Origin of the sequence: Bizionia argentinensis JUB59 (assembly GCF_000224335.1) — a bacterium.
Taxonomy (GTDB): Bacteria; Bacteroidota; Bacteroidia; order Flavobacteriales; family Flavobacteriaceae; genus Algorimicrobium; species Algorimicrobium argentinense.
In genome coordinates this window covers 165309-181195 of sequence record NZ_AFXZ01000009.1, presented here as the reverse complement: position 1 = coordinate 181195, position 15887 = coordinate 165309, and the positions used below count along the sequence as shown (strand labels likewise).

Genomic DNA, 15887 nt, shown 5'->3' with positions numbered 1-15887 from the left:
CACTCATTCGTCAAATATTAGTTAGTTAAGACTGCTTAAAACTACTCGGTTTAAAGAGGTTTTAAACAGTCTTTAAATACAAATTTACTTAAATAACATGATATCCGTATAACTTGCTGTATGATTAATAGTTCCGGCAGTAGTTGTCATTGTAGAACCTTGAAAAGGATTTCCAGTCATGGTTCGTGTTTCTATCCATTCACAAAGCTCAACGATCTGACTCTTATTGCTTGTGAAATAAAAGTATTTCGAGCCGTCCAGCACGCTTAAAACATCTAAATAGTCACGGAGCTTCCAGTAATTATCTTTATTATAACTACTGGTGTCTGTGCTCAAGTATGGCGGGTCTACTAAAAAAACCGTTGTGTCCGACTTATAAGAATCAAACAACGCTTTATAATCATTCTGTACGCGTTCTACACCGCTTAAATAGCCTGTAGCATTATAATCTGATAGTTTTATTCGGTTGTAAAAGCTTTCATTTGCAAACTCCTTATAGTTTGTGGCGTATTTAGCACTAAATAATAACGAGCCCGATAACGTAACATAGTCTACATAACCATACTTTGTTTCATGCGCTTTAACCACTCTTAAAACGCGCTCTCTATCAATAGCTTCCATACGTTGCTTCCGTGGCAAATCAATTAGAAAACTACGTAATTCGGTCAGTAACAGGTTTGTTTCCGATATAGATTCCAGACGATTTTGAAAATTATCATAATCATTCCAGATTACTTTGGCGTTTGGATATTTCTGCTTAACAGTATGCGCAAGCAGTCCAGAACCGCCAAATAGATCCACATAGGTAGCACTATCTGAAAAGACGTTTAAAGCTTCTTTAAATTGTTTTACAAAACGCCGTTTTTGTCCCTGAAACGGCAAAGGTGAAGTGTTGAATTGTTTGTTCATTTTTCGATTGATTGATTGATTGATTGATTGATTGATTGATTGATTGATTGATTTATACATTAAGAGAAAACCTCACGGATTCTCCTTTTAATAATTTTTTAGTGTCCTGAAAATTGTTTTCATACACATGCACATTGCCAAGGAATAATGTGATGCTTTTTAACGGTAAATTTATCTGTCTAGTAATTAGGTACAAGTGATAAATATCCGCTGGCAAACCAAGATTAGCGTCGCTACTTCTTTGGTAAGCTGTTAGTAAAAGTTTGCCGTTTTCTATTTGAAACTGTATCAAACTTAAACACGGTTGTTGGTTAGTATCCGTGTTATTAGATCCCAGAAACAAAACATAATTTTTACTATTGCGTTGTTCCTTGTTTATTTTAGCTATTAAAGGTGGTAATTGCTCTAAATAAGTAGGATAGCTATTAACTAAAATAGGTCCACAGTAATCCCACCAACTGACACCTATTTCCCTATAAGCTTCTGTATTGCGTTCTCCTTTCATAAAAAGGTTTAATTCATTTTTTAGCTTATTTCTTGCAACTGGATGCGCCTCTAATATTTCTAATAAATCAGCTGGTTTTAACTCCAGCTTTTCATTTAACAAATAGGTGTTACTGCCTTTTTTGTTAGTTTGTTGTTTACCTTTTTCAAGAATACGTTTTAATTGTTTGTGATACTTATTCATTTTTTGATTGATTGATGTAATTGATTTATATATTTGTATTTCTCACGGTAAAACACAAAAAAGCCCAACGACTCTGAAAAGACAACAAATGTCCTCCAGTAGCCGTTGGGCTCGTGTTTAAAATACCGTGAGAAGTTTTTAAAGCTGGAGGATTATTTTAATTCTTCCCTCCAAAGAAATTAGTAGTATTTGGCTCTTTAAATTATTTTCAAAGTACCCCCATCGCTCCAAATGTCTCCACTTGATAATCCAGAAGCACTTGTTGGAATATTGGTGCATTTTAGAGATTTTCCTGTTATTTTACCACCGACTAACATATCACCATTATAATCAAGTACGAATGGTTTTAATACCAATTGATTTGCTGTATTGACCCTCCCATTTGGTCTAATATAAATATTACCTCCTCCTACTTTATTTTGACTTAATACTGTTAACCCTGTCTTGGTGTCCAACAGAGTAGTGTCCATCAATGTTATTTCTTCTATTCCACTGTGCCATAATTCTACCCACGCAGAAAATGAATCTCCGTTATCCGTACTAACTCTGTGCTTAATTATGGATGAGTTAGTTTGTCCTTTGAATGCCATTTGTGAAATTATACCAAAACCAGAATTAACTAACAAGTGGGAAGAATATGAGCCTGTCCATGGTGCACCAATGTCATCCGCCTGATTATTAATTGAATATAATCCCGAGTCTTTTAAATTATTCCAATTAGTTGCTCCATTTAGTGAGTACCTCCTAGCGGAATTATTAAAAACTTGCTCAAGATCTCTTTTTACAACCTCGGTATTCTCGCCCTTATCTTCGTACTTTAATAAAGCTGGAAATCTTGATGTAGATTCAAAATATTCCGCCAGTTCTAGACTTCTCGCAGCCAACATAGATGGTATCATAGCTATTGCAGCTGTTGTATCTATCTGGCCAAATCCTCGGTAAACATTATAGTTATTAGCATTAGAAGCTGTTAATCTACAAGCTTGACGAATAATATCCCAAGGCGCAGAAGTAGCATCTTTAATCATTTTTAATTTGGCTGCGACAATAGCAACTGCTGGAGACTGTTGATGCGAGTCAACATCAGGCGTTAAACCTATTGCAGTCAGATCTGCTTGACGCGTTGGCTCATTGAACTCCACGCCAAACCCGTAAGATGTGCCTAATGGGTCTGTACCATCATTATCCGTTTCTGCTCTAGACGTAACAACAATGCATGAATTTACAAATTTGTCGATCGAAACAGTTACGTCACGTCGCACCAATGTATTGTTGCCTAATGGCCCTACATTAATTAAGTGTTCGTTTGATGTTTGATACAAGTCTGTAATTCTGTTTGAAGTAGATCTAGCGGCTGAAAAAACGATGCCTATATTATTTACAAGCACCTCCCGATTAAACACAGCTTTGCTCTCTGACAATTTTTGCATTGGAACTGATGAGGCATCGTAAACAACTCCAGGAAACCCCAAATATAATTGCTTAAACCAGTTACTCATTTTAGTAGAGTGCGCTGTATTAATACTTTCATAATTCAGAGCATTGACACCTGTGTTTATTGAAAGAGGAGTTAATTTATTTAGGCCTATTACGTCTTTTATATAAACTATTTTCACCTTTACCTCTCCAGTTATTAGTATATTTGACAATACCCCACTATTGTCGGTAACGATTAAACTTTTATCAGATTCATCAGATAACTGTCCAATACTATAATTGCTTAATTTTCGCTCTCCTACAAAAATTTCAGAATGAAGTATCTCTATATCTTTAAAAAACTTTGACGGAAAAATAAGCGTGTTTTCACCATTAAATGTTATTAAATCAGAAGTACTATATCTCAAATAACTTGTACTCACAATATCGGGAGCATCCCCTTGAAAGGCATACTTATTCTCTGATTTATTATAGCAGTTTTTAGCCTCTAACCCTTTACCTACGTTATAAAACACATAATCGATGTATGCTTCAGAAAAATAAAATATTTTTTTAGACTCATATTTATCATCTATAACATAACCTAGATGTTTACCATCTTTTATGTAAATATCATCTTTAAACACTATTTTTTCTGGAGATATAGTTCTGTAAAACTTGCTTCTTATCACTGTAATGTAATCTACCGGATAAAACCAATCACCAACTACCTCAATAAACTTCAGCCTAGTTTCTACAGTGACGTCATCATGTGCAAAAAAATTAGTGTCAAGATTTGCGAAATTTGCGTCAATATTGTGCCAAAAATTATAAGTACCTTCTTTTAAAGGAATATTTGCATAAGTATTTACGTTTTTAGCGTTGCTGAAATTATCCACATAAGTCTTTACACTACTTTGAGTTGGCACAGCTGTAGCGCTATTGCTAACTAAATCATTTTCATCAAGAACCTCTATGTCCATTAACTGTATAAAGGAAGTTCCTGACCATCTATAAGACTTACCTGTATCTATAGCTATATAGATTTTTCCAGAATCTCCTGTCACAGGAAAACTTATTAGGTCATCAAACTCCAAAACGTCATCTACATAGCTTGGTAGTTCAGAGGAAGGAACCTTACCTGAAGCATCCAGAGAAGCGTATCCATTGACCTGACCTTTATCCGCATTATCCTGCTTGTTTAAAATGTCCGACTTATTGCTTTGTATTTGTAGAGCCTCTAATGCCGTAAAGTTCTCTTCACTCAACCCAAACCCGGATATCTTATCAACCTTACCGTCCAAATCATCTTCAAGTCCGTCAATAGAAGCCAATGGAATAGCATCATCCTTATGCCGAAAAGAATCCCAAGTCGCCCAAAATTGCGCTTGTGTTGGTTTTAAACCAGTTTTAAACCAGTTTTTAATTGTGCTTAAATTTGCCATATTATCCTATATATATAATGTATGCTAATGTGTAATAAGGTGCTCTATTGTCTTGCTGATTCCCTGTAAAAGTATGACTATGCGGTGTTGAAGTTAAAGTTCTATCAATACCAGACGCGCGTAAACTCTCAAGGTATTCACTATTTTCCTGCTGTCCTGATCCAACGACTATTCTACCAGATTTTACAGCTCCTAATCCTGATCCAAATGTTGACCAACCATCTCTAGGCACTGTTACGTTAATAGAACGACTATCTAAATTTCCACTAGGCGTAACCTTTTTAGTTCCGCCTACTTTACCAATTGCATTATAATCACTATCGTTTGGATCATAGCCAACAATAAAGCTACCTTTTAGATTTTCCGTTCCGTTTGTGCCATCGCAAAGCTGCCAACCTGAAGGAATGTTATTAACGCTTCCGGAGTATAATTGCGGATTTGTACCAGCTGGCAATAAACGCCTTGACAATTCTCTTAATGTGGTTAATTTTGCAAATTCAGCCCAAGAAATAGATCCTGTGCCAGATGCAAAAGTTACGTAGCGCTCAAAATGAACCGCGTTTGTACTACCATCTTCAAATTCCTTTGAAGTGGAAGTTTCAAGTATTTTAACGCGAGATTGCGTTTGACCACCAACAAACTTAAAGACTTCGCCATTTATATAAACAACACCATCGGTGGTGGTGCTTCCTGAAACTACACAGCCTTTTATAATGGCTTTGTTTCCTGCCAATTCGCCCAAGGCATTAAATACGCTATACGCTTCTTGCATGGCATTTAGCGTGTCGGTTTCTAAAGGAAAACCGCCTGTTTGTAAAAAGTTTTGTTTATTCATGGTCTATATTTCAATAATTAAATAGCGTTTTCCGCCTAATTTGTAAAGCTCTATTTGTGCGTGAACTTCGTAAAATTGTGTTGCCATTATTTCGGCTGGCACGTATACTGTAAAGTCGGCTCCTGTATCGGCAAACTCCAAACTGTTATGTATGTATATTTTGCCTAAATATTTTGTTTGGTTTTCAGGTGGTGTATATATGTAAGTCTTGCTAGACTCGCCACCAGTTCCATCTATGTATATACGTCTTAAATCAGGATCAAACTTATCATTCAAAGCACCACGCATGTAGCAAATTTGCCAGTTATGACCTAGTATGTGTAAATGCTCTTGGCGTTTATTATACCAGTCGTAATACATAGCGCTCAACGGATCGGTAACAACCTTTACAAATGCCGATAAAACAGGCTTCCGCAAAAATGTTGGCAGCAAATTATAGGCAAATCGTATAACACTTATTTTATCCCACATACGTAATGTTATCAAAATTAACCACCTTATAATAACCGCTTTCTGGTATGCGTTTCACATCTATACTTACAGGCGAGCCATAGCCTTCTAATATGGGATCTATCCAAGCCGATTCAATATTAACGGCCACCGGTGTAACCACACCTTGAGCGTTATCTTTTATGTAATTCAAAAAGTCGAAAATCACAAAGGCACCATCAAACGGCAGTAGCTTCATATAAGCAGCAATAGCATCGTTTACGGGGTAATTACCATTTAATATGCTCATACCATTAGCATCAAGCACTAACGGATCACGATATATTGCTAAATTCAAATACAATAAGTCTGGCTCATAGTTTATAATGGTAACCTTAACACCGCCTGGTCTAAATTCTTTTACATAAGCATCAAAGGCAGCACGTTCTGGTACTGGTATTGGCGCCAATTCGTCGGCCACTTCGCCTGCTATTTTTAATATCACGCGACTTTCGTCATCGCTTTCGTTTACGGCAGCATACTTAATTATTTTTGAAGCTTCAATCTGATCGGCCGTAGCAGAACCGTTATCGTAATAGTCTTTATCAGCCACTAAATCAAAACCATATTGAAACTGTAAAGCCATGGTTCTATACCAAGGCAGTCTCGCATTCTTTTGATTCAGCAGTTTAGTATCGACTTCTTTTACATGCTCCACGAAAAGCAATTCTAAAAAGAATATAATATTCACCATCAAATCAAATAGAATATTTTCAAAACTGACAATAGAAAATTGCTCTTCAAAGGTCTTGTTTTCGTCCAAACCATAGGCGGCCACAATATGTGAATTTGCCACAAATGGCGCGGTAATTTGTTTTTTTATGTCTGCTTTTGTTCTCATTATCCTACTATAAATGTGTCCTGAATTACCATAGCGCCAATGCCTAGGCTATCAATTTCTTTTCTTTTATCAGCGGCTAAAGCTGTGGCTGGCTCATTAAAGGGGTTAAAATAACCTACAACGCGTCTGTTGGTAATTTCAGTGACTTGCACCGCGTAACCAATAGGCAAATCGTCTGTTATACTCACGCCATTTAAAATGGATTCCTTCAGTACATTTTCAATCGAACCTGTTAACTGCGTAACCTTATCAAAAAAGCTTTGGCCTTGCTTTACTATATTACTCATACTGCGCCTCTATTTTAATGCCGGTTAAATCATATAAATCCAACTGCGTAACCTTTAGTCCATCCATCGCAAAATGCTCACGTATTTTGTGGCGATACTCCAAAAGATCTTCGCCTAACAAATTATCCTCAAAGCCAACGCCTAGTGTTGGGTGGTCTTTAAAATCGTTGGGCTGTGCAATAAGAATAAAAGCTTTGTTCTGCTCCAGCGTATTGCCAACTACCAAACCGCTAACAATTTTGTTATTAGCATCGCGAAGTGTGTCAATTTTTAAATCGAGAACCTCGCCCTGATCTGTGTTGTCTATTACTTGTATGCCTATATCCTTACTCATTATTCTAAATCACCTTCAAACGTTCCTGTAACTGGTCGTGCTTCCGCATCAATTAATCCAGCTGTATAAATAATATCAGCGCCTTTTACATAGGTATCAATAGCGTTGCTTAAACGTGTGGCAAACTCGTCTACCGAGTTCGTTTCACGGGTTAACATATCGGTCATAATGCTAACTATTTCACTTTTTAAAGCGGATTTGTTAAGTGCCATTTAATTCTATTTTAAAAGCTGTTTAAACTTGGTTTCAAATTGTGTTATTGCCGTTATGCTATCCGGTAATGGTGTGCCACTCGGACCAGCTGGTGTAAACACTTTTAATTGCTTTAGCAAATCGGCTAAATCCTGCATAACATCCACTAATGATGCTGCATTGTTTTTTACGGACACTTTATAATCCGTTCCATCTGCTAATATTTCTAATTGTTCAGCCACTTTTACCAATACTTTTGGTGTGGTGCTATCTACTTGAACTAAAATGCCGTCTTGCTGATATTCTAATTTCTCAACGTCATCTACTTTTATAACCGTTAAGTTTTCCAAGCCACCAGACAAGCTTAAAAGCAATACTTGGCTATTAGCCTTTGGCGTTATTAAAACAAAATTAGCATCGCCATTACTAGTTGCCTTCAGCTTAACATCGGTTAGTTCTAACCCGCTATTAAGTTTCACTTTGCACGTATCTCCAGATACACTTATTACAGTGGCCGGAATAGGTAAGTTTGGATTAGCGCCAACTACCTCGCGCAATAACTTTTTTATGTCGCCTAAATCTGCCATATTTTTAACTCAACTTTATTCCTGGTGTAATAGTCCGTACACCTCCCGATTCGCTTAATGTTGTGGTTACGCTTTTCACGTAATAGTAGGCTGTTTTATCTGGATAATCTTCGTCTTTAATTCGTGCCGAATAGGTTGGCGCGCAAAACGGAATTAACCAGGTATCAAAACTACCTTCATAACCTGGAGCAGTCGCCCTCCTTGCTTCATTATCTGCTATTTTTTGCATGCTCGCTTCATCCATTGTCCGAACTTTTAGCGTTATTTTATCGCCTCCCGTAGTACCTGAAACAACTTTTTTAACATTGCCGTTTATATCCGTAGTTTCAATGGTGACTTCAACTTTAGTGTCTAACTTGTTTTTAAACTCTAAACTTGATTCTTCAATGTTTTTTTGCATGGAATAAAAAACTTCACCGCCTTTTTCTATATAAGGTGGATGAATGTGTAAAACCTTGTTTTTGGTGTCGAAATAGATATTCGCTTTCGTTTCCTCTTGGATTTTCTTCAGCACATCATAACCAGTTGCCTGATGAATGGTAAACTTTTCATAACTCACCGTATAATCACAATTAACCGTAAAACTGCTATCAATATTATCAATAACATGTTGCGCTATTTGGCTTAATGATGTTGGCTTCAGTTCTACATCTGGAACGCCAACGCGAAATAGAAACAAAGCATCCTCGCACAGTATTTTCAAAGAACTATCGTTATTCGTGATGTCTTGGATATAGCCCGAAAATTCATCTTCTAAATTTTCATCATACCCTAACCGAATAGTTACTTCGGTGCCACGACCTATTTTGTTTTCAAAATTTAACGGCTCATTCATAACCGCTTCTGGCAATACAATAGTGGCGGTGTCTGCTAAATTGTCTACACTCGAGATAATTTCGCACTCACCCAAAAGAGCCAACTGAAAGCGTTTGCCTTCTTGGTTCTTAAATTCTATGTACCAGTCTATGTTTAGCATGAATAAGTTTAAAAAAGCACCTGCACAATACAGGTGCTTTTTATATATAAATTTTGTTTACTAACTATTTAACGTCCTTAATGCATCGCGAGCATTTCTGCAAAAATGGCATTTTGGTTCATTCATTGCTTCAGGATTTGGATACTTGATATAGCTTAAATTCCTATTATGATAAAAGTGTATTTCAGGAGGTTTAATGGCCAAGCTCAGATCAGAACTTTTTAAATTTTCAATGCCGTTTAAATTGGTTTTAAAACCTGTTGAAATAACCGTAAAGCCATAATGATAAACCAAAGGGTTTTCATTTGTAATAGCAGCTACTTCATTCATTTGAAAATCTACACAAGACGCAACCGTTTGAGTCTCGAAAAACTCGCAGTCCACGCTATTTGAATTTTGGCCTAGGTCGGTTGTGTGTCCGAATCCCACTAAACTAATCATCCCGATTAGTAAAGCAAAGAGCCCTGCTTTCGCTTTCATAAAATCTAAAATTCTGTTATATCTTTAATCATCGATATCTAATAATAATTTATAGTCAAAATCACTGTAACATTTAATCTCGTATGCTTGCACATTTTCGCCTTTGGTAAAAGGGAAACTAAAATCTTCAATTACTATTTGGTTAATTCCTAATAACTGAAGCGGTTCACAATACACCTTTAAACTTTTAGGCGTGGTCATAAAATCCCGAAGCTTCTCAAAGTCTTCACGTGGAAAGCAGTCTTCTACATTACCGGTAAGCAATGAGCCAATTAAAACACCGGTAATGGTAATATCATAATCGCCTTGGTTCCAACGCTCCTTAATTGAGCCGCCAACTTCACGGCCGCCTTTGGTTTTTGCTTTGGCAACGTTTCTTCGGATAAGCGTGTTTTTGCCGTTTATATTTATCATCGGTTCATAAGGCAGTAAGTATTTTACACCATCACTTCCAACAAAGTAAAACGGGAAGAACTGATCATCCGCGCTTAACGGTGGGCTTGACTCCCAAACGGATTGCTCGATTTCATTTTCAATTGGCACAATGCCCGTTTTGCCTTTAAAGCCTATAAATGGAATTGGTGGCAGTACGTGTTTGGATAGTTCATTTTGAACTAGGCCAAAGCGTCTGGTTCTGCCAACGCCCACTAAACTTGAAAATAATATACCTGCTTTATCAAACCTCATTATCCGCCTGCTGTTGTGGCTAAAGCCAATGTTCGTACTAATGCATCCACACTTTGGTCTTGCATTTGTTTCGCGCTGTCTTTAAAGTCGCCGCCTTTTATTGTGAGTGCGCCAATAAGCGACTCCAAACTAATTGTTATATAATTATGCTTTGTTCCGCCTGTGGCAATGGCCTTATTTGTTTTTGAACCTGATCCAGAGCCACCTCCACTTCCGTTGGCATTCGCATTTCCTGAAACTACTCCTGGTGCCGATGGATCACTAATTCCTGAATCGGTAACATCGCCCGTTTCCACATCGGTTTTCCATTTTATAGAGTTTGCAGCTTGGCTAAACTCCATGGCCGCGTCCAAGGCTGTTTGTCTTACTTCTTTAGCTTGGTCTATAACAGCTTGCTTTCTACTTTCAGTATCGGCTTTTATTTGACTAATCATTTTCTGATTTTCAGAACTATCTCCTAAACCAACAGCATCCTTAAACTCGTACCAGCCTTTTTTAATGGAGTTTAGCCCAATCATTAAGCCGTTTACTACGGTTAAAAATTCTAGCTTAACCACATCACCAAATAACTTAAACAATAATTTACCGCCGTTTACGGTATGCTCCCAAGCTTGACCCCAGCCTTCTGTTTTTGTTGACACCCAAGCAATTCCCGCTGCTAATGCAGCAACAGCAATTACTATTAATCCAATTGGATTGGCGTTCATGGCGGCGTTTAATCCCCATTGAATACCCGTCCAAACTGCAGTAGCGCCACTTGTAATGCTTGTCCATAACGCTTGCATTTTAGTGGCATTCGTTACAAAGGCAATGCCCTGACCAAAACCGCTAATAATGGGTATTAGGTTAGAAATATCAAAAGCCATACTACCTAATTCAGCGGCATACGCTAATGTGCCTCCAGTAAGGTTAAACATGCTAATTTTTAAATCGTCAATTCGCGCGCGAAATCTCGCAGCCTTTTCTGCTGGAGCTTCCATTACAATGGCGGCTTGCTCGTAGGCGGTATTGGTTTCTGTAATTTGCCCCTTTAAATCTTCTTGAGCTGATATACCGTTAATTAAGGCTAATGCGGAGTTACTATTTTCTCGTCCAAATAGCTTCGTTACTAATGCCGTATCGTCTATAATACTTTTAAGCGGCTTTAACCTTTCTGTAAAGTCTAAAGATTTATCGCCCAAAACATCAATATCCACGCCTGCAGCTTGCAGCTCCTCCTGTATATCTTTAGGCAAAAATCGACCGGTTGATAATATGGCTAACGTGTTACGTAATGCCACACCACCTTCGCTTCCTTTTTTTCCTGCTTTATCTAATACCTGAATAGCGGCTGCGTGTTCTTCAAAACGAAGTTTAGCACTTTTAGCAGCCATACCAGATTGCTCCAATGCCGCCTTTTGTTGTGGCAGTTCTGCCGAACCTGCTTTAGCAGCTGCCGCCATAATGTTCATCATTTTTGCCATTTCGTCCGTGGCCTTCATGGGGTCGTCTAAAGACACTTGATACTGGTTTAAAGCTGTAGTTAATACTTCAGAGGCTGCGCTTACATCGCCGCCCATAGTTTTACTTAAGGTTTGAATATGTGTACCCATACCCTGTAGAGCTTTAGGTGCTTTGGCTAACTCTGGCGTTAATTGTGATAATATAAGTTTGTAAGCTTCTACACCATCGGCAGCTTCACCGCCAAAGGTTTTGGCAGATGTCCGGGCATAGCCTTCTATTTCTTTCAGTTTATCTCCTGTTACATCGGTAATGGCCGAAAGGTCGGCTAATGATGATGTTAGTTTTAGTCCTGGTGCCGATAAGGAGTCTAATCCTTGCGAAGCGGACTGCACATTTTGCACAAAGGCATTCATGCGCATACCGGATAGCTTGGAGTTAATTTTATCCATAGCAGCCCCAAACTTATTGCCCATGGTTCCAACATGTTTATTAACATCGTTTACACCCTTATCCAAACGCTCAACGGACGCAGCGACTTTGTCGGCGTCCGATTGAAATTTTAGTATGTAGTTTAATGTATTATCCATGTTGGTTTGTTGATCCTAGGACTCTGGGTTTTCTAATTTCCTGATATACTCTAATTCTCTAATTCTGCGTGCCCATATAGGTAATGGGAGGCTGGATGGGTCTTGGAGGCCAAAGTAGTAACGAAGCTGCGCATCACCGATGCGCATCATATCGTTAGGGTCTACTTGGGCAGCCTCTAAAGCTTTTCCACCTCGACCACATCAAATGTCAGTAACGACATGATCTGCTCGCCGATGCCCATAAAGATGTCATCGTTGGTTTCAATCTCTTTGTCGCCGTCCAAATAACAAGTCTTTAATAGCGCCGCATTAAACTTGATGCCGCTGGACTTATTACTGCTCAAGAACTCCATTTCCTTTCGGTTGGGTTTTCTGAAATAAGCTGACTTATCATATTTAGCAGATTTTAAGCGAATAATTTCGCCATGAGCTGCTTTCCAATCTTCAATTTGTTCGGTTGTTGCTTTAAACATTTTATGAGTTGTTTATGAGTTGTTTTTAAGTTTTAAGAAAACAAACGGCAGTTTTATTTCCTGAAATTTATCGCCTTGCTTGATATCTTTGGCGCCTTCAAGGAAACGAATTCCCATAAGTCGGTCAAAGGTTGGCGCATCGCCTGAAGTTGGGTCACCATAAGCCACCAAACCATCTAGGCTTAAGCTTAAAATACTGCCTTTTCCAGCTAACACTAAAGCGTCGTACTGATTTTGAAGCATGGCAATTTCGCCTTTAAAAGCAATGTTACCTGTTTGAATGGAATGCGGATAGCGCCCTTTAGCATACAACGGCTCGCGTTCTGCACTTTCAGAGTACTTAATAGCGCGTACTTCCGTAATATCTTGGCCTCCTAAAACAAGCGTAACATCCGCCCATTCGTATTGTCTTGAGTTAAACATAATTTTTTTCTAGTTGTTAAGTTCTACATCATAGCCTAATAGTATCTCTATCCAGCGCGCATATCCTTTTGGTCTTACTTTTACCACCATTTCAATTCTATTGGTAACGGCTACATTAGCATCTAAATTAAAAGCTGCCTGTACGCCTAAATCGTCTGGGTTGGTTTTGTCTCTGGACAATTCGCCACGACTTGTCATTTGCGTAAAAATTTCACGCTCTAAATTGCCTTCAATATCTTTGGCGTAAATAGGGTCTATCTTACCTTCGTTTGTTAAATCGAAATCGTTTAAAATTTCGTTGCTTACAATATTGTGAGCCAAACGGAATGCTTTATCAATACCTCTACGACGTTCTATATAATGGTAATCGTCATTTTCTGCAGTCGCTAAACGGCTATCTGTAAAGTAGTATCCTGCTTTACGTACATGCGTTCTAAAGGTTATATAGCCTTTATCGTGCAAGGTTTCCACGTCTACAACTTCAACAGCATCATCCACAATAAAAGCTTGTAATGGCTTTAATGCACCGCGTTTTACTTTGCCCGGGTTCTCCATAACTTGCAAACTAGCCAAGCGGCCAGCTAACACACTCGTGGATGCGCCCATAAAAGGAACGGTTCCTGTTTGTTTTTCCGTGGCACCAATTAAAACACCTACACGGTTATTACTTTCTTCAAGTAAATTTGGCAGATCCGTACCCACTCCCGTATAGCCATATCCTTCTAAAATGGTAAAAAATGGCGCGTATTGGTTATTGGTGTAGTTTTCGGCTAATGTTTGCGCTAATGTTTTAGCTGCGGCCACATCGGCATCCATACCGTTTGCAACGGTTAACACATAGGCACCGTCTGGTGAAAAGCACGTAAAGCAGCCACTTAAACGACCATTAGAGGCGTCAAGTAAAGCTTCCGAAGGCGTTTTTCCTGTGGCAACGTCTGGCGTAAACCAGTCGCTTACTTTGTCGGTTTTTGGGAATCCCATTAACCATAACTCCTGACCTTCGCCAGCTTCAGCGTAAAATTCTGAAAGCCATTTGTAAAGTCGGTAATTGTCTACATCTGGCTTAATGCCTAGCTTGGCCACATCGGTCATGCCTTTTACAATGTAGGGTGTCTCAAGGTCGAATGTATCTACAACAGCGACTGCCGACGTTAACAAACCGAAAACACCGTCGGCAGTGGAAACTACAGTTCCAATATTGCCGTTGCTAAATTTTATATCTATTCCTGGTAACATATATTGTTATTTAATGGTTTACTCTTCCTCTTCGGTTTTAGCTGGCTCTGTAGCTGCTTCCGATTCTAATATTTTTGCATCAAGCTCTAAAGCTTCAATTCGCGCCTCACCAGCTGCAATAACAGTTTTGGCAGTTTCATCTTTCAACGCTTCCGTTACGGCTTCAACAGTTTCTAAAACTTCAATAGCTTCAATGCGAAGCTTCGCCTTTTGCATTGGCGTTAAATCGTCTAATTTTGGCGCTGTTTTATTAGCTTTTGTAACCGTTTGTTTTGTTGATACGTTTGCCGCTCCGGGGTTTTCGTTTACAATTTCCGTTACGCGTTTACCCTTAAGAGATTTAGCGTGTACATGAGCGTCTGAATCTTTGAAAAAATTCGTTTCATCGCTTGTTTGGTAGTAGCTTTCTAAATTTGGATGCTGCTTAAATACTTGGTCATTTTGCATAATATCTAATTTTAAAGGTTTGTTAATTTTTGTTCTTTTTACCGCCAAATAGCCGTTTAAAGAATCCCCGTTTTTTTTCAGGCTTTGGGGTACTGTCCTGTGAATTTGTTTGATAGCGGTTAGACTGATCGGTGTTGGTTTCCTGTCGTAACTGATTATCGTTGTTTGGTTCTATAATGATGTTAATGGGTTCGCCCTTTCGGTTTTTAACTTTGTTAATTTCAGTTGTAACAGTGTTATGTATGGCGGTGGTTTCTTTTTTAATAGCTTCGGTAATGATCTCTTTTTGGTTTTCTAGCATTTTTTCGGCTGTTTTAACCGACACATGATAACCAATGGCCACACCGGCAATGACGCCTACGAGTACCAGGATTAAATTTTCAGCTGTGTTTTTCCAATTAATCATGATTTAAAAGCGTTTTAAATATGCATTTCAAAATGCGGAACGTCTATAAAGCCGTCCTTAATGTTGTTTTTGTTCCAGTCGCCTCCCCATCGGTTGGATGGATGTAAGGTTTCCCAGTAATCGCCTAAAATTTTAACCGTAGCCCAGTCGTAGGTTAGCTTGTTATTAGTAAACACATTAAAGTCTACCGCTAGTCTACGTAGGTGGTCTGAGTTCATGGTTTTGCTCTTACCAGCTTTTACATAAATCTCCTGTTGTTCTGCGGTTCTATACGCTTCGCCAAAGGTTAGCTCTAGTCCATGCTGATAAGCATAAACAATTAGCTTGGCAATGTTGCGCGTAAATACACGTTGGTGCATGCTTAAACTCATTTTACTTTACCGTTTAGCTGTTTGAATTTTCGTAACTCTTCAATTAGATCGTCGTTAGATTGCTGGTACTTTTTCATGTTATCAATTAAATCGGCATTGATTTTTAAAAGTTCCCTATAGCGTTCTTCTAACCCCATCAGCTCCTTGACTGCCTGCGTTAATCTAGCGGACATATCATCCAATAGCCCTTGGTAATATTCGGCGCTTTTAATTTCTATTTCTAAATCTTTAGACTTTAAATGACGCTCGGTCATGGCCTTGGAGCCATACCATGCAATTACTGCAGTAAGTATGGGCGCGATTATGTAGGTTAGTATTTGTTCTAGCATAGTTGA

At 38.5% G+C, this 15887-nt stretch carries 21 protein-coding genes; all 21 read right to left on the bottom strand.

Going from position 1 to position 15887, the window contains the following annotated elements; translation table 11 throughout:
* Positions 1-84: 84 nt before the first annotated feature.
* The gene (locus BZARG_RS04055) at positions 85-909 is read right to left on the bottom strand and encodes a DNA adenine methylase (protein ID WP_008635376.1); all 825 of its coding nucleotides are present in this window, start codon (positions 907-909) and stop codon (positions 85-87) included.
* 52 nt (positions 910-961) lie between these two features.
* Positions 962-1597 (bottom strand): thymidylate synthase, encoded by a 636-nt coding sequence (locus BZARG_RS04050; RefSeq protein ID WP_008635723.1) that lies wholly within the window; start codon positions 1595-1597, stop codon positions 962-964.
* Positions 1598-1794: 197 nt separating this feature from the next.
* Positions 1795-4458: a pyocin knob domain-containing protein gene (locus BZARG_RS04045; protein ID WP_008635494.1), complete on the bottom strand. Its 2664-nt coding sequence runs from the start codon at positions 4456-4458 to the stop codon at positions 1795-1797.
* Position 4459: 1 nt separating this feature from the next.
* A complete protein-coding gene (locus BZARG_RS15185; protein WP_008635676.1) occupies positions 4460-5293 on the bottom strand; it encodes a hypothetical protein in 834 nt (277 codons plus the stop codon).
* A 3-nt stretch (positions 5294-5296) separates the two neighbouring features.
* The gene (locus BZARG_RS04035) at positions 5297-5764 is read right to left on the bottom strand and encodes a hypothetical protein (RefSeq protein ID WP_008635395.1); all 468 of its coding nucleotides are present in this window, start codon (positions 5762-5764) and stop codon (positions 5297-5299) included.
* Positions 5754-6623 carry a hypothetical protein gene (locus BZARG_RS04030; protein ID WP_008635482.1) on the bottom strand — a complete coding sequence of 290 codons (870 nt, stop codon included), beginning with the start codon at positions 6621-6623 and terminating at the stop codon, positions 5754-5756. The genes BZARG_RS04035 and BZARG_RS04030 overlap by 11 nt, the downstream gene beginning before the upstream one ends.
* Positions 6623-6910: a hypothetical protein gene (locus tag BZARG_RS04025; RefSeq protein WP_008635678.1), complete on the bottom strand. Its 288-nt coding sequence runs from the start codon at positions 6908-6910 to the stop codon at positions 6623-6625. The genes BZARG_RS04030 and BZARG_RS04025 overlap by 1 nt, the downstream gene beginning before the upstream one ends.
* Positions 6903-7244 (bottom strand): hypothetical protein, encoded by a 342-nt coding sequence (locus tag BZARG_RS04020; protein WP_008635508.1) that lies wholly within the window; start codon positions 7242-7244, stop codon positions 6903-6905. Before BZARG_RS04020 ends, BZARG_RS04025 begins: the two co-directional genes overlap by 8 nt.
* The gene (locus BZARG_RS04015) at positions 7244-7456 is read right to left on the bottom strand and encodes a hypothetical protein (RefSeq protein ID WP_008635439.1); all 213 of its coding nucleotides are present in this window, start codon (positions 7454-7456) and stop codon (positions 7244-7246) included. Before BZARG_RS04015 ends, BZARG_RS04020 begins: the two co-directional genes overlap by 1 nt.
* Before the next feature lie 6 nt (positions 7457-7462).
* A complete protein-coding gene (locus tag BZARG_RS04010; protein ID WP_008635337.1) occupies positions 7463-8023 on the bottom strand; it encodes a hypothetical protein in 561 nt (186 codons plus the stop codon).
* Positions 8024-8027: 4 nt separating this feature from the next.
* Positions 8028-8999 carry a hypothetical protein gene (locus BZARG_RS04005; protein WP_008635571.1) on the bottom strand — a complete coding sequence of 324 codons (972 nt, stop codon included), beginning with the start codon at positions 8997-8999 and terminating at the stop codon, positions 8028-8030.
* A gap of 60 nt (positions 9000-9059) precedes the next feature.
* Positions 9060-9479, bottom strand: a complete 420-nt coding sequence (locus BZARG_RS04000) for a hypothetical protein (RefSeq protein WP_008635363.1) — start codon at positions 9477-9479, stop codon at positions 9060-9062.
* 24 nt (positions 9480-9503) lie between these two features.
* Positions 9504-10166: a DUF6046 domain-containing protein gene (locus BZARG_RS03995; RefSeq protein ID WP_008635499.1), complete on the bottom strand. Its 663-nt coding sequence runs from the start codon at positions 10164-10166 to the stop codon at positions 9504-9506.
* Positions 10166-12196 carry a phage tail tape measure protein gene (locus tag BZARG_RS15180; protein WP_008635585.1) on the bottom strand — a complete coding sequence of 677 codons (2031 nt, stop codon included), beginning with the start codon at positions 12194-12196 and terminating at the stop codon, positions 10166-10168. The genes BZARG_RS03995 and BZARG_RS15180 overlap by 1 nt, the downstream gene beginning before the upstream one ends.
* Positions 12197-12372: 176 nt before the next feature.
* The gene (locus BZARG_RS03980) at positions 12373-12669 is read right to left on the bottom strand and encodes a hypothetical protein (protein ID WP_008635513.1); all 297 of its coding nucleotides are present in this window, start codon (positions 12667-12669) and stop codon (positions 12373-12375) included.
* 12 nt (positions 12670-12681) lie between these two features.
* Positions 12682-13092: a hypothetical protein gene (locus tag BZARG_RS03975; RefSeq protein WP_008635378.1), complete on the bottom strand. Its 411-nt coding sequence runs from the start codon at positions 13090-13092 to the stop codon at positions 12682-12684.
* A 9-nt stretch (positions 13093-13101) separates the two neighbouring features.
* A complete protein-coding gene (locus BZARG_RS03970; RefSeq protein ID WP_008635500.1) occupies positions 13102-14328 on the bottom strand; it encodes a DUF2586 domain-containing protein in 1227 nt (408 codons plus the stop codon).
* Positions 14329-14346: 18 nt separating this feature from the next.
* On the bottom strand, positions 14347-14775 hold the full coding sequence (locus BZARG_RS03965; RefSeq protein WP_008635498.1) for a hypothetical protein: 429 nt from the start codon (positions 14773-14775) through the stop codon (positions 14347-14349).
* Positions 14776-14797: 22 nt separating this feature from the next.
* Positions 14798-15181 (bottom strand): hypothetical protein, encoded by a 384-nt coding sequence (locus tag BZARG_RS03960; protein WP_008635358.1) that lies wholly within the window; start codon positions 15179-15181, stop codon positions 14798-14800.
* A 14-nt stretch (positions 15182-15195) separates the two neighbouring features.
* The gene (locus BZARG_RS03955) at positions 15196-15552 is read right to left on the bottom strand and encodes a M15 family metallopeptidase domain-containing protein (RefSeq protein ID WP_040287984.1); all 357 of its coding nucleotides are present in this window, start codon (positions 15550-15552) and stop codon (positions 15196-15198) included.
* Entirely contained in the window at positions 15549-15881 is a 333-nt protein-coding gene (locus tag BZARG_RS03950) for a hypothetical protein (protein WP_040287983.1), read from the bottom strand. The genes BZARG_RS03955 and BZARG_RS03950 overlap by 4 nt, the downstream gene beginning before the upstream one ends.
* Between the last annotated feature and the right edge of the window lie 6 nt (positions 15882-15887).

What these genes read in the sequence shown, in the direction of transcription:
- BZARG_RS04055 (WP_008635376.1), bottom strand. Translation starts at nt 909, where the DNA reads ATGAACAAACAATTCAACACTTCACCTTTGCCGTTTCAGGGACAAAAA.
- BZARG_RS04050 (WP_008635723.1), bottom strand. Translation starts at nt 1,597, where the DNA reads ATGAATAAGTATCACAAACAATTAAAACGTATTCTTGAAAAAGGTAAA.
- BZARG_RS04045 (WP_008635494.1), bottom strand. Translation starts at nt 4,458, where the DNA reads ATGGCAAATTTAAGCACAATTAAAAACTGGTTTAAAACTGGTTTAAAA.
- BZARG_RS15185 (WP_008635676.1), bottom strand. Translation starts at nt 5,293, where the DNA reads ATGAATAAACAAAACTTTTTACAAACAGGCGGTTTTCCTTTAGAAACC.
- BZARG_RS04035 (WP_008635395.1), bottom strand. Translation starts at nt 5,764, where the DNA reads ATGTGGGATAAAATAAGTGTTATACGATTTGCCTATAATTTGCTGCCA.
- BZARG_RS04030 (WP_008635482.1), bottom strand. Translation starts at nt 6,623, where the DNA reads ATGAGAACAAAAGCAGACATAAAAAAACAAATTACCGCGCCATTTGTG.
- BZARG_RS04025 (WP_008635678.1), bottom strand. Translation starts at nt 6,910, where the DNA reads ATGAGTAATATAGTAAAGCAAGGCCAAAGCTTTTTTGATAAGGTTACG.
- BZARG_RS04020 (WP_008635508.1), bottom strand. Translation starts at nt 7,244, where the DNA reads ATGAGTAAGGATATAGGCATACAAGTAATAGACAACACAGATCAGGGC.
- BZARG_RS04015 (WP_008635439.1), bottom strand. Translation starts at nt 7,456, where the DNA reads ATGGCACTTAACAAATCCGCTTTAAAAAGTGAAATAGTTAGCATTATG.
- BZARG_RS04010 (WP_008635337.1), bottom strand. Translation starts at nt 8,023, where the DNA reads ATGGCAGATTTAGGCGACATAAAAAAGTTATTGCGCGAGGTAGTTGGC.
- BZARG_RS04005 (WP_008635571.1), bottom strand. Translation starts at nt 8,999, where the DNA reads ATGCTAAACATAGACTGGTACATAGAATTTAAGAACCAAGAAGGCAAA.
- BZARG_RS04000 (WP_008635363.1), bottom strand. Translation starts at nt 9,479, where the DNA reads ATGAAAGCGAAAGCAGGGCTCTTTGCTTTACTAATCGGGATGATTAGT.
- BZARG_RS03995 (WP_008635499.1), bottom strand. Translation starts at nt 10,166, where the DNA reads ATGAGGTTTGATAAAGCAGGTATATTATTTTCAAGTTTAGTGGGCGTT.
- BZARG_RS15180 (WP_008635585.1), bottom strand. Translation starts at nt 12,196, where the DNA reads ATGGATAATACATTAAACTACATACTAAAATTTCAATCGGACGCCGAC.
- BZARG_RS03980 (WP_008635513.1), bottom strand. Translation starts at nt 12,669, where the DNA reads ATGTTTAAAGCAACAACCGAACAAATTGAAGATTGGAAAGCAGCTCAT.
- BZARG_RS03975 (WP_008635378.1), bottom strand. Translation starts at nt 13,092, where the DNA reads ATGTTTAACTCAAGACAATACGAATGGGCGGATGTTACGCTTGTTTTA.
- BZARG_RS03970 (WP_008635500.1), bottom strand. Translation starts at nt 14,328, where the DNA reads ATGTTACCAGGAATAGATATAAAATTTAGCAACGGCAATATTGGAACT.
- BZARG_RS03965 (WP_008635498.1), bottom strand. Translation starts at nt 14,775, where the DNA reads ATGCAAAATGACCAAGTATTTAAGCAGCATCCAAATTTAGAAAGCTAC.
- BZARG_RS03960 (WP_008635358.1), bottom strand. Translation starts at nt 15,181, where the DNA reads ATGATTAATTGGAAAAACACAGCTGAAAATTTAATCCTGGTACTCGTA.
- BZARG_RS03955 (WP_040287984.1), bottom strand. Translation starts at nt 15,552, where the DNA reads ATGAGTTTAAGCATGCACCAACGTGTATTTACGCGCAACATTGCCAAG.
- BZARG_RS03950 (WP_040287983.1), bottom strand. Translation starts at nt 15,881, where the DNA reads ATGCTAGAACAAATACTAACCTACATAATCGCGCCCATACTTACTGCA.